Raw genomic sequence first — 14,747 nt, 5'->3', positions numbered from 1 at the left:
CCCTACGCCCTGGCGCGCACCAGCAGCAGCGGCACCGTGATCGAATGCAGCACCTTGTCGGCCACGCTGCCCAGCGCCCAGCGCCGCAGCCCGCTCGCGCCGTGCGTTGCCATCACCACGAGGTCAGCGCACAGGTCAATCGCCTCGTCGACAATCGCCTCGCCGGGCAGGCCACTTACCGCCAGCGGCGTGATGGTAACGCCGTGGTCGGTCAGCACCTGCTTGTAGCCACCCAGCTCGTCGCCCAGGCGGCCACGCACCACCTCCAGCGCCTCGTCGTACTGCAGGTACGCGCCCATCACCTCGGGCGTTTGCAGGTAGGGCGGCGTCACAACGCTCAGCAGTGTCAGCTCGGCCCTGGCCTGCGCGGCCAGATCAACCGCCACCGGCAGCGCCTGGCGGGCACACGCCGAGCCGTCGAGCGGCACAAGAACGCGCCGAATTGCGCGCTCGGGCGAAAGCATGCGCTCGTTGCCGCGCACCAGCAGCATAGGCGTTTCGGTGATGTGCAGCACTTTATCGGCAATGCTGCCAAGCGCCCAGCGCCGCAGCCCGCTATAGCCGTGCGTCGCCATCGCGATCATGCGCGCGCCCAGGCTGCTGGCCAGTTCGGCAATCGTTTCGGCCGGGTTGCCCAGGCGCACTTCGTAGTTTGTGGTAATGCCAGCCGCCTGAAGCTTTTCGGCCTGATCGGCCAGGTAGTTCATGCCATTCAGGCGCAGAACTTCCCACGACGTCTGGGTTTGCACAGGCACATGCGCCACAGCCGCAAGCGAAGGCTCGGCCAGCTCGGCACGCGCGCTCAGTGCGACTTCAAGCTCGCCATCGCTGCGCGGATCGTCAAACAGCAGGTGATACCGGTCGGCTTCGGTGACGACGTGCAGCAGATGCACCTCGGCCGACATGAGCGGGGCCAACACGCGCACGCTGGGGAGCACCTGCTCGGCCAGCGCCGATCCATCGAGTGGGACCAGGATGGTATTCATATCAACCTCCTTGTCGACGCGACAGTACGCATCCATGCCAGCAGCATAGCATTCCATGCGCGTGCCGGGGAAAATGTTCCGCGACGCTGTGTAGCGGGATCGCAACGCGCCGCATGCAAGGGGTTGCTAGTACATTTTCGATTTACGATTTTCGATTTACGATTGCGCCGAGGCGCATGCTGATGCTGAAAAAGCGCGACCGAAATCCGCATAGGTCGTTTGAAAATGCACTAGTAGAGCAGCGATTTGTACTCTTCTTCCTGCTGATGCAGCGCCTGCTTCAATTGCTCTTCCGTAATTTGCTGCTCTTCCAGCAGCACTTCGCCCAGGCGCCGGTAGCCGCCGGCCTGAATGGCGCGCAGTTGCGCCAGCACAGCGGTGTGCAAATTATTGATGGTGATATAGCCTTTGCGCACCAGGAATTCACCAAGCATCACCGGGCGCTCAAACGTGCCCGCCTCGATGCGCAGCTGCGTCTGATGCGTCAAGAGTTGGGCGGCGCGCTCTGGCGCGAGCCAGCCCTGTGCTACAAGTATTTCGCCCAGCAGCGGCCGGCGGCTGCTGATCGGGGCGGCGCGCTGGATGCGCAGCGCCTGCTGAATATATTCCTCGTGCACGCCATAGGCCTGGAAATAAGCACCAATGTGTTTGGGCGTGCGCGCCGATGGCGCGGCCAGCGGGCGGCAGCCACTCAGCCGGGCGCGCATGGCCACAGCATCCTGCTCTTTCACGTTATTCATGGCGGCGTGAATGGCAGGATCGAGCGGATCGAGCCGCAAGGCGTGCTCGAGGCATTCGCGCCGCTGCGCAGGCGTATCGCTGCACAAGCTGAGGTAAAGCCAGGCGCGCGGGTGCCCGGGGTTGGCGCGCACCACATCCATCATGGTGGTAACGATCGCAACGCGGTCGCCGGGCGAGAAGTTTTTCAGCGTTTTTTCAATGGCAGTATATCGCATCATAGCTATAGCCTTCGTTGACGCATACACAATATGACTATGCCTTTAAACCGTTTCTTTACGAAAGGGTATGCTTCCGGAAGATGACAGAACGATGACTGTTCAGTTCGCAGAAAGGCGCGTTCCTCTTCGCCGGCTGGTTGCGGTTGTGCTACCTGGCAGAGATAAATCTTCCCTGTTGCGCGAGAAGCGCCGACCTATAGTAAATACATCGCAGATCGGCAAGCACCCGCTCGCCGCCCGGTAGTCACAGCAGAGCAGGCAGAACCACACAGGCGGCAAGCAGGCACAGGTTGAACTATGTGTCGCCGCGAGCTGCATCGCCCCAGGGACAATGCCAACACCAGGCGATTGTTTATCGCCTTCCAGGCAGAACAGGCAGCGCCATGAACACAGCAACCGAGCAAGTCTACGAAAAAAATATCGACACGCGCGGCAGTTTCTGCCCTGGCCCGCTGATCGAGCTTATCCGCGGGCTGAAATGCATACCAGTGGGCGGTACTGTGGTCGTACTTACCTCCGATTTTGAATCGGAAAAAGATATACCCTTCTGGGTACGGAAAGCCGGGCACCGTTTGCTCGAAGCGCGCAGCGAGCACAATGCGACCCGTTTCGTTGTATGCAAACTCCATTGAGAAGCACCGATATGTGTATCCGGCGTCGGTGCCGGCAGCGCGTGAAGCGTTCTGGCGGCACTGTTCGCGTTTCATAGCGCGGCAGAGGCTATTCTGCCGCAGGAGCGAACGACCATGGCACCGCATGAGATTGTTATTGTTGGCGGGGGCGTGGGTGGCACGCTGGCCGCTAATATTCTGGCCCGCAAGCTCACCCGCCGCCGCGCCCATGTCACGCTGATCGACCGCACAGGCCGCCATTGCTTCCAGCCGGGCTGGCTGTATGTGCCGTTTGGCGGCGAGCCGCCCGAGCATCTCGAGCGCGACGAGCGCAACCTGCTCGACCGCCGGGTGACACTGGCAATTGGCGATGTCGCCAGCATCAATCGCGACGCGCGCCTGATCGAAATGGCCGACGGCATGCACTTCCCCTACGACACGCTGATCATCGCCACGGGCGCGCGGCTGGCCCCCGAATTGCTGCCAGGCTACGCCGCAGGCGCACAGCATTTCTACAGCGCCGAAGCCGCATTGCAGCTGCATGCCGCGCTGCGCGCCTTTGCTGGCGGAAGAATTGTGGTTGGCGCGGCCGATCTGCCGTACAAATGCCCACCCGCGCCGCTGGAGTTTACCTTCCTGCTCGAAGATTACCTGCGCCAGCACGGCCTGCGCGAGCAAACCGAGATCGTCTACCTTTCGTCGGTTGATCGCGTCTTCCCAATCGAAAATATCGCCAACTTCGCTGCCCCACTGCTCGAAGCGCGTGGCATCCGCACCCAGCTGAATTTCACGCCGAGCGCAATCGACGCAGCGGCGCGCACCATTCGCTCGGCCGAAGGCGCGGCGCTGCCCTACGACCTGCTGGTGCTGGTGCCGCCGCACCGTGGCGCGCAGATCGTGAGCGAGGCCGGGCTGGGCGACGCGCTGGGCTGGGTGCCAACCGACCGCGAAACGCTGCAATGCACGCTCGATCCGAATATCTATGCTGTTGGCGATGCCAACGACCTGCCGATTTCGAAGAGCGGCTCGGCGGCGCATTTCGGGGCCAAAGTCGTGGCAAACCGCATCATTGCCGAGTTGCTGCACCGCCACGAGCTGCCGCGCTACACTGGCGAGGTGATGTGTTTTATCGAAACCGGGCAGGGCCAGGCCAGCCAGGTCGTGTTCGACTACAACCACCCGCCGCAGCCGCCCGCGCCCAACCAGCTGTACCACTACGAAAAAACGCTGTTCAATCGTTTCTACTGGTACCTGGTGCCGAGCGGCGTGGTGTAGTCGCGCTGCGCACGCGCCAGTGGGTTGCGGTTTCTTTTCCAACGGGGAAGCAGGTGTTTCCTCTGGCGCGAGCCACGGGTGCTATGCTGGGCACCACAGCGCCGGCGCGACGACGCGCCCGGCCAGCATGCAGCGAGGAGGCCGTATGTTTCGCAAAATACTTGTCGCCGTCGACGGCTCGCCCAATTCGAACGAGGCGATGCAAACCGCCATCGACCTGGCGCAGCGCTATACCGCATCGATCTGTCTGGTTCACGCATTCCCGCATGTGTCCGACCTGCTGGGAACGCCACAGTACGAAACCCTGCTGGAAGCGCGCAGCGCGATCGGCACGCAGCTGCTCGAAGCCGCGCGCCAGCAGTTCCCCGCCAATATGCCTGTTGAGCCGCAGCTGGTGGAAGGGCCGGCCGCGCCCGCGATTCTGCGCATCAGCGTGGAAGAAAAATGCGACCTGATTGTGCTGGGGTCGCGTGGCTACGGCCAGCTTGCCGGGATGCTGCTCGGCAGCGTGAGCAGTGTGGTGGCGCATCGCGCGCAGTGCGCAGTGCTGATTGTGCATGGCAAGCGCTGACGCAGGAGTCGGGAGTTAGAGCAGTCGGCAGTCAGCAGAAGCCAGTCGGCACCAGCACTAAGGCATCAGAAAGCTATCGCGTACAAGATTGACGGCTCATCTATTGTGACGAATGCTGTAGGAGTCAGTATTCCTGGCTTTTGAAGCCGTCTGGGATATAAGAACGGAGCGCACAGAGGCCACGGAGAACAAAATCTCCGTGGCCTCTGTGCGCTCTGTGGCTCGCCTAGACCAGCGCCACAAAGCGGCCGATATCGGCGCGGATCATGTCGAAGCTGGCGCGCCAGAACTCAATTGCGCGAATATCGATCTCCATGCGCTGCGCCAGGGTCGCCGCGTCGGCCAGGCCGGTGGCGGCCAGCAAGTCGTCGTAGCCGGCCTTGAAGGCCTCGGGGTCGCGCCGGTAGCGGGCGTACAGGCCCAGGCCAAACAGCAGGCCAAACATATAGGGGTAGTTGTAAAACGTGTTGCCGCCGTAGTAGTGCGGCTTGGCGGCCCACATAAACGGGTGCAGCGCCTCGGCATCCAGCCCGTCGCCATAGGTTGCAAGCTGCGCATCGCGCATGGCCGCGCACAGCTCGTCCACCGAAAGCTCGCGGGCGGCGCGGCCTTCGAACACGCGCTGCTCGAACAGGAAGCGGCTCGAAATATCGACAACGATCTGGCATGCATTCACCAGCGCGCCTTCCAGCACCTCAACCTGCTCAGCGGGCGGCAGCGTGCCCATGGCCGCATTGCGCACAATCGTCTCGCAGAAAATGCTGGCGGTTTCGGCCAGTGTCATCGGCGTGCTGCGGTTCAGCTCGGGCATGCGCGCCAGGTTGACGTTGTGGTAAGCGTGGCCCAGCTCGTGCGCCAGCGTCGAAACGCTCTTGAAGCTCGGCTCGTAGTTCGACAGAATGCGCGACTCATCGGCGCGCAGAGGCATGCAGAACGCGCCATCGCGCTTGCCCGAACGTGGCTCCGCATCGATCCAGTGTTCGCGGAAGGCGCGCGCCGCAAACTCGCTCATGCGCGGCGAGTAGGAGCCGAACTGCTGCACAATGAAATTGGCCGCCGCGCTGTAGTTCCAGGCGCTGCCGCCCTGGCCCACTGGCGCAAACAGATCGTACCAGGCCAGGCGCTCCAGCCCGAGCATGCGCGCTTTGGCATGCAGGTAGCGCCGGAAGTCGGGGAAGGCCTCGCGCGCGGCGGCCATCATCGCGTCGAGCGTCGCCCGGTCGATATTATTGTTGAACAGGGTCGCTTCCAGCGGCGACGCCCAGCCGCGCCGCCGTGCCAGCGTCAGCACTTCCCCCTTGATGCTGTTCATGGCGGCGGCCAGCGGCACCGCCGTGCGGCGCCAGGCATCCAGCTCGGCGCGGTAGCCCGCTTCGCGCATGGCCCGGTCGGGGTTGTAGGCCAGATTGCGCACGGCGCTCATGGGCATGTCGCGCGCGCCAACCGTCACCAGCAGCTGCGAGGCAATGTTGTTGTACAGGCGGCCCCACGCGCTGCTGCCGCTTGGCGCAAGCTCGGCGGCCAGCGCTTCCTCGGGCGGCGACATCAGGTGCTGGGCGCGCTGCTGGGCCTGGCGCACCATAAAGGCATAGTCTGCTGCCGTCGCCGAATCTGCAAGCAATGCATCGGCATCCAGCCCACCCAGCCAGGCCGTCAGGCGCGTCGAAAGCTGCGCCAGCTTGACGGCGCTTTGCTGGTATTCGCTCAGGCGCGCTTGGGCCAGCGTATCGCGCGAGTTCGTGGCGACAAAGCTGTAGATATACGCCTGCATCGTTCCCAGGCGCTCGAACAGCGGGTTGAGCGCGGCCACCACCTCTTCGAAGGCGGACGCAGCAGCGTCGGCAGGCGGCGGCGCGGCGGGCTTGGCAATGCCCAAACGGTCAAATAAAGCAACTGCGGCATCGATGCTGCCCAGCGCCTCTTCAAAATCGGCCGCAAACTCGGGCGAGTCGAGGCCAGGGTAGACAACCGCCATATCCCAATGGGGCAGCGCTGCCGAATCGGCTGCCACCGGCGCATCCTGTGCCATTGTTTCCTCCTTTTCGCAGGCTGCGAAGCGCGTGTATGCTGCGGGAAGGATACCACAGAAGCGCGGGGAAGAGGCACGCGGCCTTTATGACAGCGGCACGCGTGCAACCCGAAAGCCAAGGCCCGAATAGTGGGTATCGGGCGTGCAACGATGCCGAAAGGATGCATGCAGATCTGGCGCCAGGTTGGTCCACCCGCCACCCCGCACAATAAAGCTATGATCAGCGGGCTGCTGTGGGTTTTCGCGCTCGGCGCTCATTTCATACGGGTAATCTGCGGCGACGCTGCGCGTCCATTCCCAGGCATTTCCCGCTAAATCGTATACGCCTTCGGGCGTGGCCCCCTGTGGGAAGCAGCCAACCGCAGTCGTTCCCTGATACAAACCGCCAAAATTTGCGCGCGCCGCGTCGGGCGGTTCGTTGCCCCACGGAAAGGAGCGGCGTGCCAGGCCGCGCGCCGCGAATTCCCACTCTGCCTCGCTGGGCAGCACATAGCGATAGCCAGCCGGAGTATATTCCTGGTGCAGGCTCAGCCATCGGCAAAATGCCTGCGCCTCGTACCAGCTCACATCCACCACGGGATGATTTGCCTGCCGCCCGCCCTGCCGATCGTGCCAATGCGTGCTGCTTCCAGCAGAACGGAGCCATTCCGCGCCGCTGGCATCCCACCATTCCGCATTCGGCGTGTAGCCACCAGATTCGGCAAAAAGGGCAAACTGCGCGATTGTTACCGGGTAGCGCGCCAGGGCGAACGCCGGCAGGTTTAAATTGCTGTTGTTGCGCGTATCCTTCAGCCAGTGCTCGGCAAATGTGCGCTCAAGCACTCGATGCTCACGCCAGCGATTTCCGATCAGGAAGGTTCCGCCCGTAAACTCGGCCACAGTGATCGCCAGGTCGCAGACACCTGGGCGCGGATCGCCTAGCATACCTACATATGCACCTGCACGCACGCGCTCCCCCGTATCCAGATCGCTCGCCGTGATACTTTCCGCCAGGCCCTGGGCAAGCTCGGCCCACAGGCGCGGCAGGGCAACGGTTTGCACGCCAATCAAAGCCGGCTTGCCGCCCATGTCTTCCAGGCATTCGGCCACAAAGAGCAGCGCGCGCAAACGGGCGGGGTCGGAACACGCAAGGTTCGCATGCTGCACCAGCATAAACTGCAGCCACAGCGCCGCCGTCTCGACATCGTCGCCGCGCACCATGCGCCCGAGCGCCAGCAAGATCACCTCGCGCCAGCGCGGGCCATCGGTCTGCCAGTGCTGATACGCTAGCGAATAGAAATCTGGCTTGTGTTTCTGCTTGGCCAGGTAGCAGCCAGCCAGGTATTCTTCATAGGTCAGGTGCGGCATTGCATAGCGTTCACCACCCTCATTCAGCAATAAGCCGCTTTCCTGCTCGAGGTAGGAAAGCACCTGATCGGTTTTTTCGTAGGCGGCAGCGGGTGCAACACCAAATTGCACAAACAGCTGCAGCAAGGCCCCGCGCACAACCTCTGCGGCAAGCAGGCCCCGCCCGTCGGCCGATCGCTCGCCGTGATGTGCGCGGTAGGCAAGTTCTTCCAGCACTTTGCGAATATGGTGCTCTTTCAGAAGCATAAGCTGTGGGTCGTTCTTGAGTAATTCCAGCAGGTTTGCCTGCTCGCTGCCATCGCGCCGAAATTGTGTCCAGCGTGTCAGCAGCAGCTGAACCAGATCCTCGTACAGATCGGCGCGATCTTCGGGCAGCTTCCCGCCATAGTAGTGAAGAATCACGATCAGGGTAAGCAGCAGCGGCGTTTGCCCAAGTTCGCGAACGTTGGGCAGGGCCTCAAGTCGCTGGCAAAGCATATCGGCGCGCATTTGCGCTTCATGCTCTTCAAGCGAGCCTTGCTGGAAGGCGCAGCGATACCACCCATGAATAAAGTGGTGGATCTGGCCAATGGTAAACGGCGCAATTTCAACCGGGTCGCCCCACTCGATCAGCGGGGCAGCCGTTGCGCCAATATACGAGCGCACGCGGCAGCTCACCACTGCATAGCACGGATGCTGATTGGTCAAATCGGCAATTGCCTGTGCAACCTGCACGCGAATGAGCGGGTCAATCACTTCATCGAGCCCATCGAATAACAACAAAAGGCGGCTGGCGTTAAACAGCTGGCGCTGTGATTTTTCGGGCCGGCCAAGTGCCGGGCTTTCGAGCGCCTCGCCAAGATACTGCCATAGTTGATCTTTCGTAGCCGATGCCTGTTTGGTGCGCAGCCACTCGGCAAAGCCGCCTAGCGAAATATAGATTGGAACCAGGCGCCCGACGCTCCAAAACGGCAGCGCTTCCGCGCCATTATTGAGTTCGTTACGGGCCAGCATCACTGCGACATAGCGCAGGAAAGCACTCTTGCCGCTTCCGGGGCCACCCAGAAGAACCATGTGTCTGCGCTGGCACAATGCTTCGAGCAGCAACAGTGGGCGCTCGATGCGTAACTGTGGGGTGGGCGCATCCAGTGTGACGAGCCGGCGCGCATATTCGGGCAGGCGCTGTTCTGCCGCGCCGGCAGGCAGCGCGCTGAGTGCCGCCGTGTCGTCATCGGGGTCGGCCACCCACGATGTGCTGGCCAGCAAAACATAGAGCTGGCTGAGCCTAAATGCAGGCGGCTTGCCAAGTTTACGCTCGGCATTCACGATTCCTGCAAGGCGCAGCCGATCGCAACGCCAGATCACCGTGTCCAGGTAGGCCTGGAGGCGCTCGCGGCGGGCGCGTCCCGCTTTTGAAGAACGAGATCCCTGAAAAAAGACCTGTGTTTCGGCCTGGTAGCGCGTGCCGCCCGACTGAACGCCGCCGCTGACACTGCCGCCAACTGCCACAGCTATATTCGCGTCATCGCCAATATCGAGCTGTGTTATTTGCTGTGCCGGCTCGGTCGTACCAGCAACCGTTTCGCGAATAGCAGCAACAGCCGCATCCAGCGCCGCGCGCGCCGCCGGGTCGGAAAGCTGATCGCGCATGCGTTCAAGCATGGCAATCTGGGCCGAGGTGTAATCTTTCATGCAAACCTCTGCGCTTAGCTGCGTTGCCGCACGATCGTCTCAACCAGCAGTGCGAGCACATCGCGGGCATCGAAGCCGGCGGGCTGCCGAAAATCGATCGCGGCAAGATTGCGCAACTTTGGCGCGAGCTGCTCGGGCTGGCGGGGGACATCGGGCAAAAACACGGGAATGATTGGCAGGCGCGAGCGGTTAGGCGCCGAGCGCAGCAGCACGCGTTGCATATTGCTATAGGTACCGTAGTATTCCTGCTCGGGCGGGTTGCCAAGCGCATGCGCGCCAATAACAATCGCGACAGTGCGCATCCCTGCGGCAATCCGCTCGCGGTCGCTTGCCCCAGCGGGCACAGGTTGAGCAAAGCGCCCTGCAACATCGATCCAGGGCAGAATACCCTGCTCGCGCAGGCGCATTGCCAGCTGGTTCACCAATGCCCGATCTTCGGCATTGTGGCACAGAAACACGTCGATCTCCTGATTCTGCTCGCGTTCGGTCATCACAAGCACGCGTTTCTGGCGCTGCTGCTCGGCATCGGCATCGGCCTCGATTGTGGCGATGCGCCCATCGGGCTCGGCGCTTTGCTCGGCAAGATCATCTAGCGGCATTGTTTCTTCACACACCGGGCAGATGACGGTTCGCCGCCGGCGCTCCTTGCGCAACGTAACTGCTTCGGAAGGGATGGTATAGCCGCAGGTACACTGGTAAATCCGCTCGCGCCGCACGCTCCCCTGCAATGCAAGCCGCTCAAGCTGCTGGTTCACATAGCGCAGCAGCACCATTTTTGTGTCGTTTGGCGTCCCCGGCCCGAAAAAAACCGTCAGCCGGCCGACTGCATCATCATTGCTGTCGGGGTAATCAACGGCGAAGCCACACACCTGCTTGGCAGGATCGCAAAAAACGGCGGCGTTCTTATACAACGCTTCTTTGGTAAACTTGCCCGAATTAATCAGCTGCACCGCCAGCGTGGCATAGATAGCCGTAACAGGCCCTTCAAACTGAAATGCAACCTCGCGAATATAGGATCCTGGGTATTCAGAAAGATCAGCGCGCATTTCGGAAGGAAATACCAGCATCGCGCCTGCGCTGGTTTGTTCGCGCCATGCAATGCTTCGCCCAACGAGCTCTTGCAGGGTGGCGAGGATGATATATTTCTCGATTTCGCGCATGGCATCGGGTGCCAGCAGCCGGTCGGTATCCATCGTGAACTTGCCCGCCCGCGCTTCCTTTTCCGGCAGCGAGCCGAGGCCATTTGGCTCATTTTGCGCCGACTGCGCCAGCCAGGCGCAGTAGTGATCGAGTATTTCGGGCTGGAGCAATACCAAATCACGGAACGGCAACCGGCGGATCAGGCCCACCGCTTCCAGGTGTGCCAGGCAGGTGTCGATTACTTGCGGGGGCGATTCCAATTGTGGGTTCTGCTGCTGAAAGCGCTGCAGCAGCCGCGCGCGCGACTGCAGGATCTTGCCAGCTTTTTTTTCGGCCACCAGAAACTGCTGCATCTGGCGGAAGAGTTCGGGAGTGCTGACAATTGGCAGCTCTTCCCATTGAAGCTCGCCACTGATTGCGTTCGCTAATTCTTTGACACCAGTTGCATTACGGGCGCTGGTCTCAATAAAATCCTTGAAATTGTAGCGATCCTTCACTTCTTTGATTCGCGCCTGGCTGACAGGAATGCCGCCGCGATCCGTCCGCGCCGCCACCAGAAACTTCACCAGCGGGCGGCCCTGGGTGGCCGCCTCCAACGCGCGGGCCCAGTACGCAACTCCAGCGAAAGGATCGGCATCTTTGCGTGCATCGAAGACGACCAGGGCAATCGCTACCTCGTTCATATGCAGCTGGTGAAAAACGCGGTAGCCTGGCTGGCCAGCCAGATCCCAGAGCAATGTATCGCACTGCACCGTCTTCCCATCGATCTCGCGTTCGCTTGTATCAAATGGCCAGACAAAGCGCCCATGGGTTGAGTCTGTTTCGGCGTATGGCTCGCCCATCAATGCGCGTGCCAGCCCCGTTTTGCCCACGCCGCTTTCGCCAACCAGCACCACTTTGGCATTGGTGTATTGAATATTGTGCAGAGCGCGCTCGGAGTTCGGCAGGTTTTTTACAATTAATTCCCAGGCGCGAATAACCATATCCTGCGAGGCGAGCGTAGCGATCATCGACGTGGAAGGATGGAAGGCGACATTTTTCATGGGCGCATTGAGCCAGTCGGGGATTGGGTCTTCGAGGTGCTCTTCGAGCTGCGCCACCGGGTCGGCCGAGCCGCGGCTCCACAGGAATGTTGAGCCATCGTGGCATTGTGCGGCCAGGAAGCGGCCATCGGACGAAAATGCAATTCCGGTCACACTATCGGAATGGCCTTCAAACTGGTATGTGGAAAGACCCTTGCGCGGATTCCACAGCCGCACCGTCCGATCTTGCGCGCCCGAGGCCAGCACATCATCGCGCGACCATGCAAGGCTATATACTGGCCCAAAATGGGCTTTAAGCTCGCGCTGTTGCTTGCCAGTGTCGCTGTTCCATAATCGCACCGTCGTATCGCTGGAACAGGAGGCCAGCGTATGGCCATCCGGCGACCAAACAACACTATACACCGGGCCGCTGTGGCCGTGAAGCAGGAGCCGTTCTTTCCCACTCCCTGTGTCCCACACGCGCACAGTCCGATCGAAGCCACAGGATGCCAGAAGCGGCGCACGCGGCGACCATGCGACACTATAGACCTGCCCGTTGTGTCCTGTTAGTGTCGAAAGCACACGCCCGCCAAGAACATCCCAGATGCGAATGCTCCGATCTTCCGAACACGATGCCAGGCGCCGACCATCGGGCGACCAGGCAAGCCCATAAATTGGCCCGTTATGCCCAAGCAGCGGCTCGCGCACTTTACCTGTAGTCATATCCCAGATGAGGATACTGCGATCATCCCCGCACGAGGCCAGAAAAGCTCCATCCGGCGACCAGGCCATCCAGCGAATACGTTGCCGATGGCGCACGAGCGTGTGCACCGGTTTGAAACCAGCCGGGCTATCATCGAACTGTTTTTGGCGCATTGCTATTCTCCAGGTTCCACAAGTGTCATACGGCAGTGAAACGTGATATAGCGGCAGCGATGAATGTTGATACGTGAGCGTGGGCGAAGCGAAAAAATTAAAATGTGTATATATGTAGTAAACGAATGCTGAACCATTTTTCGACTACCATTTATAGTACGCACACAGGGAATCCTTCGCCATCTAATATGTATCAACCTGGCACAGTTCTTGCTTATCTGCCAATCAGAGCCAAACCACCGCTGGCGGGGTGGCACCTTGATATAAGAAACGCTCGTCGGCATAGTTTGTGCTGGCACGAGCCTTGCTACGTGGCGCCTTGCAAACAAGAGGCAGACCAACGGTTAGGTGACACTGATGTACACCTTTCGTTTCCATATTTGCACAGCCGCACATATTCATCGCACGTTCTGTCACTGCAGCGCGCCATTTACTTGGAGCAACCAGAATGCAATCACATATTGCCGCGCAGCACATTCCGGGCGGAGTGCTCGCGCACACTTCATTTCATAAGCAGCCCGCGCGCGATATTCTTGTTGTCGACGATGACCATGCAATTGCGCAGTTCGTGTCGGAAGTGCTGTACGAAGAAGGGTATACAGTTCGTGTTGCCCACGACGGCGGGAGCGCCTTGCTCGAAATACTGCGCGACCCGCCCGGCATGCTGTTCCTGGATGTTGCAATGCCGGTGATGGTTGGTGACGAACTCCTTCGCCATCTGCGCAGCCAGGGCTATAATGATCTGCCAGTTATTATTATGACTGCAGGCCTGCACCCCGAAACATATATGAGCGCCGGGGCCAGCGCAGTTATGCCCAAACCTTTTACAGTAGATCGTTTGCTTGATCTGGCCACACACTACCTGCCGATGGCCTAAACGAAATTCACTACTCATCAGATTGTAAAGGCTGGTGGCTTATGGGCCACCAGCCTTTCCTGAATTATTGAGACTCTCGCCTGCTAACATGTTCAGTGTAAATGCCCAAACAGTAACGGGCAGGCAATTAGTGCAAAAGTGTCTCAATAAGCGCTTGACACAGGCTTCACAAATGTGGTAGGATAGATACAGGTTGGGGAGTAGCCACTCGCACCAAGCGAGCCAGCCGGTCGTCAGTACAGGGGCAGCGCCACAAGCGCGCCACTCGGCCGGTTGTATGTGTCCAGAGCACTACTGGCGAGACCACCACGACACTTGTTTGCCGTGGGGTCTCGCCTTTGTGTTACCTCACGGTCTATTGCCTAAGGAGCATAGACCAATGATCTGGATGTGGATCGGCTTCAACCTCTTCGTTCTGGCCATGCTGGCGCTCGACCTGGGCGTTTTTCACCGCAGCGCGCACGCCGTCACCGTCAAAGAAGCGACGATCTGGAGCGTGGTGTGGATCAGCCTGGCGATGGTTTTCAACCTCGGTATTTACCTCTTCTGGAACCAGCTTGTTCCCAACAGCGCCTATAGCAGTGGCGACGCGGCGCTTTCATTCTTCACTGGCTACCTGATCGAAAAATCGCTCAGCGTCGACAATATTTTCGTCTTTGTGCTGATCTTCGGCTACTTTAGCGTGCCGCCGCAGTACCAGCATCGCGTGCTGTTCTGGGGCATCCTGGGTGCGCTGGTCATGCGTGCAGCCCTGATCTTAGTCGGCGCGGCGCTGATAAAGGAATTCCACTGGATTATCTGGATCTTTGGCGCATTCCTGATCTTCACCGGCATCAAAATGGCCCTCCATAAAAATGAAGAGCTGCACCCGGAAGATAATCCGCTCATCAAGCTGTTTCGCCGCCTGATGCCCGTGACGCAAAACTACGATGGCTCGAAGTTTTTCGTGCGCAATGCTGGCAAGCTTATGGCAACTCCGCTCTTCCTGGTGCTGCTGATGATCGAGAGCACCGACCTGATCTTCGCGGTCGACTCAATTCCCGCGATCTTCGCCGTGACACAAGACCCGTTTATTGTGTACACATCGAATGTGTTTGCCATCCTGGGCTTGCGCTCGCTGTACTTCCTGCTCGCCGGTGTGATGGATAAGTTCTATTACTTGAAGCTTGGTCTTTCCGTGGTGCTCACGTTTGTTGGCATCAAGATGCTGATGCCCGACCTGAGCGCGCTGCTGACCGGCGTCTCGTATAAAATTCCCACACTGGTGTCGCTGGGTGTTGTGGCTGGCATTCTTGCCGTTGCCGTTGTTGCGTCGCTGATGCGGGCGCGCCGCCTGCCCGCTCAGGCACCGCAAACAAACTAACCATATGGCACAAACAGCAG

10 protein-coding genes are annotated in these 14,747 nt (G+C 60.3%); 5 read left to right on the top strand and 5 right to left on the bottom strand.

The annotated features are described in order from the left end of the window. Positions 1-2: 2 nt before the first annotated feature. A complete protein-coding gene (locus M1P90_RS01350) occupies positions 3-986 on the bottom strand; it encodes a universal stress protein (RefSeq protein ID WP_483700850.1) in 984 nt (327 codons plus the stop codon). Positions 987-1,216: 230 nt separating this feature from the next. Then, positions 1,217-1,945, bottom strand: a complete 729-nt coding sequence (locus M1P90_RS01345) for a hypothetical protein (protein WP_483700849.1) — start codon at positions 1,943-1,945, stop codon at positions 1,217-1,219. A 383-nt stretch (positions 1,946-2,328) separates the two neighbouring features. On the opposite strand from M1P90_RS01345, the gene M1P90_RS01340 reads away from it, so the two are divergent. The 3 genes from M1P90_RS01340 (at position 2,329) to M1P90_RS01330 (ending at position 4,402) form a co-directional block, all read left to right on the top strand. Then, positions 2,329-2,577 carry a sulfurtransferase TusA family protein gene (locus M1P90_RS01340; RefSeq protein WP_483700848.1) on the top strand — a complete coding sequence of 83 codons (249 nt, stop codon included), beginning with the start codon at positions 2,329-2,331 and terminating at the stop codon, positions 2,575-2,577. 114 nt (positions 2,578-2,691) lie between these two features. Further along, positions 2,692-3,831, top strand: coding sequence for an NAD(P)/FAD-dependent oxidoreductase (locus M1P90_RS01335; protein ID WP_483700846.1), 1,140 nt, complete (start codon positions 2,692-2,694; stop codon positions 3,829-3,831). A 145-nt stretch (positions 3,832-3,976) separates the two neighbouring features. After that, positions 3,977-4,402, top strand: coding sequence for a universal stress protein (locus M1P90_RS01330; protein ID WP_483700845.1), 426 nt, complete (start codon positions 3,977-3,979; stop codon positions 4,400-4,402). 226 nt (positions 4,403-4,628) lie between these two features. Here M1P90_RS01330 and M1P90_RS01325 read toward each other — a convergent pair whose 3' ends face one another. The 3 genes from M1P90_RS01325 to M1P90_RS01315 all read right to left on the bottom strand — a co-directional run bounded on the left by M1P90_RS01325 (position 4,629) and on the right by M1P90_RS01315 (position 12,487). Next, the gene (locus M1P90_RS01325; RefSeq protein ID WP_483700844.1) at positions 4,629-6,431 is read right to left on the bottom strand and encodes a M3 family oligoendopeptidase; all 1,803 of its coding nucleotides are present in this window, start codon (positions 6,429-6,431) and stop codon (positions 4,629-4,631) included. 84 nt (positions 6,432-6,515) lie between these two features. Next, positions 6,516-9,449, bottom strand: coding sequence for an NACHT domain-containing protein (locus M1P90_RS01320; protein WP_483700843.1), 2,934 nt, complete (start codon positions 9,447-9,449; stop codon positions 6,516-6,518). A 14-nt stretch (positions 9,450-9,463) separates the two neighbouring features. Beyond that, positions 9,464-12,487: a WD40 domain-containing protein gene (locus tag M1P90_RS01315; protein WP_483700842.1), complete on the bottom strand. Its 3,024-nt coding sequence runs from the start codon at positions 12,485-12,487 to the stop codon at positions 9,464-9,466. Between the two features lie 448 nt (positions 12,488-12,935). Between M1P90_RS01315 and M1P90_RS01310 the strand changes: the two genes are divergently transcribed. Next, positions 12,936-13,364, top strand: coding sequence for a response regulator (locus tag M1P90_RS01310; RefSeq protein WP_483700841.1), 429 nt, complete (start codon positions 12,936-12,938; stop codon positions 13,362-13,364). Between the two features lie 379 nt (positions 13,365-13,743). After that, on the top strand, positions 13,744-14,727 hold the full coding sequence (locus tag M1P90_RS01305; RefSeq protein WP_483700840.1) for a TerC family protein: 984 nt from the start codon (positions 13,744-13,746) through the stop codon (positions 14,725-14,727). Positions 14,728-14,747: the final 20 nt, after the last annotated feature.

The sequence above is a fragment of the Kouleothrix sp. 19917 genome (assembly GCF_057073505.1).
Note: the sequence above shows the minus strand (reverse complement) of the source record. Positions and strands in the feature narration are given on the sequence as shown.

What these genes read in the sequence shown, in the direction of transcription:
- M1P90_RS01350 (WP_483700850.1), bottom strand. Translation starts at nt 986, where the DNA reads ATGAATACCATCCTGGTCCCACTCGATGGATCGGCGCTGGCCGAGCAG.
- M1P90_RS01345 (WP_483700849.1), bottom strand. Translation starts at nt 1,945, where the DNA reads ATGATGCGATATACTGCCATTGAAAAAACGCTGAAAAACTTCTCGCCC.
- M1P90_RS01340 (WP_483700848.1), top strand. Translation starts at nt 2,329, where the DNA reads ATGAACACAGCAACCGAGCAAGTCTACGAAAAAAATATCGACACGCGC.
- M1P90_RS01335 (WP_483700846.1), top strand. Translation starts at nt 2,692, where the DNA reads ATGGCACCGCATGAGATTGTTATTGTTGGCGGGGGCGTGGGTGGCACG.
- M1P90_RS01330 (WP_483700845.1), top strand. Translation starts at nt 3,977, where the DNA reads ATGTTTCGCAAAATACTTGTCGCCGTCGACGGCTCGCCCAATTCGAAC.
- M1P90_RS01325 (WP_483700844.1), bottom strand. Translation starts at nt 6,431, where the DNA reads ATGGCACAGGATGCGCCGGTGGCAGCCGATTCGGCAGCGCTGCCCCAT.
- M1P90_RS01320 (WP_483700843.1), bottom strand. Translation starts at nt 9,449, where the DNA reads ATGAAAGATTACACCTCGGCCCAGATTGCCATGCTTGAACGCATGCGC.
- M1P90_RS01315 (WP_483700842.1), bottom strand. Translation starts at nt 12,487, where the DNA reads ATGCGCCAAAAACAGTTCGATGATAGCCCGGCTGGTTTCAAACCGGTG.
- M1P90_RS01310 (WP_483700841.1), top strand. Translation starts at nt 12,936, where the DNA reads ATGCAATCACATATTGCCGCGCAGCACATTCCGGGCGGAGTGCTCGCG.
- M1P90_RS01305 (WP_483700840.1), top strand. Translation starts at nt 13,744, where the DNA reads ATGATCTGGATGTGGATCGGCTTCAACCTCTTCGTTCTGGCCATGCTG.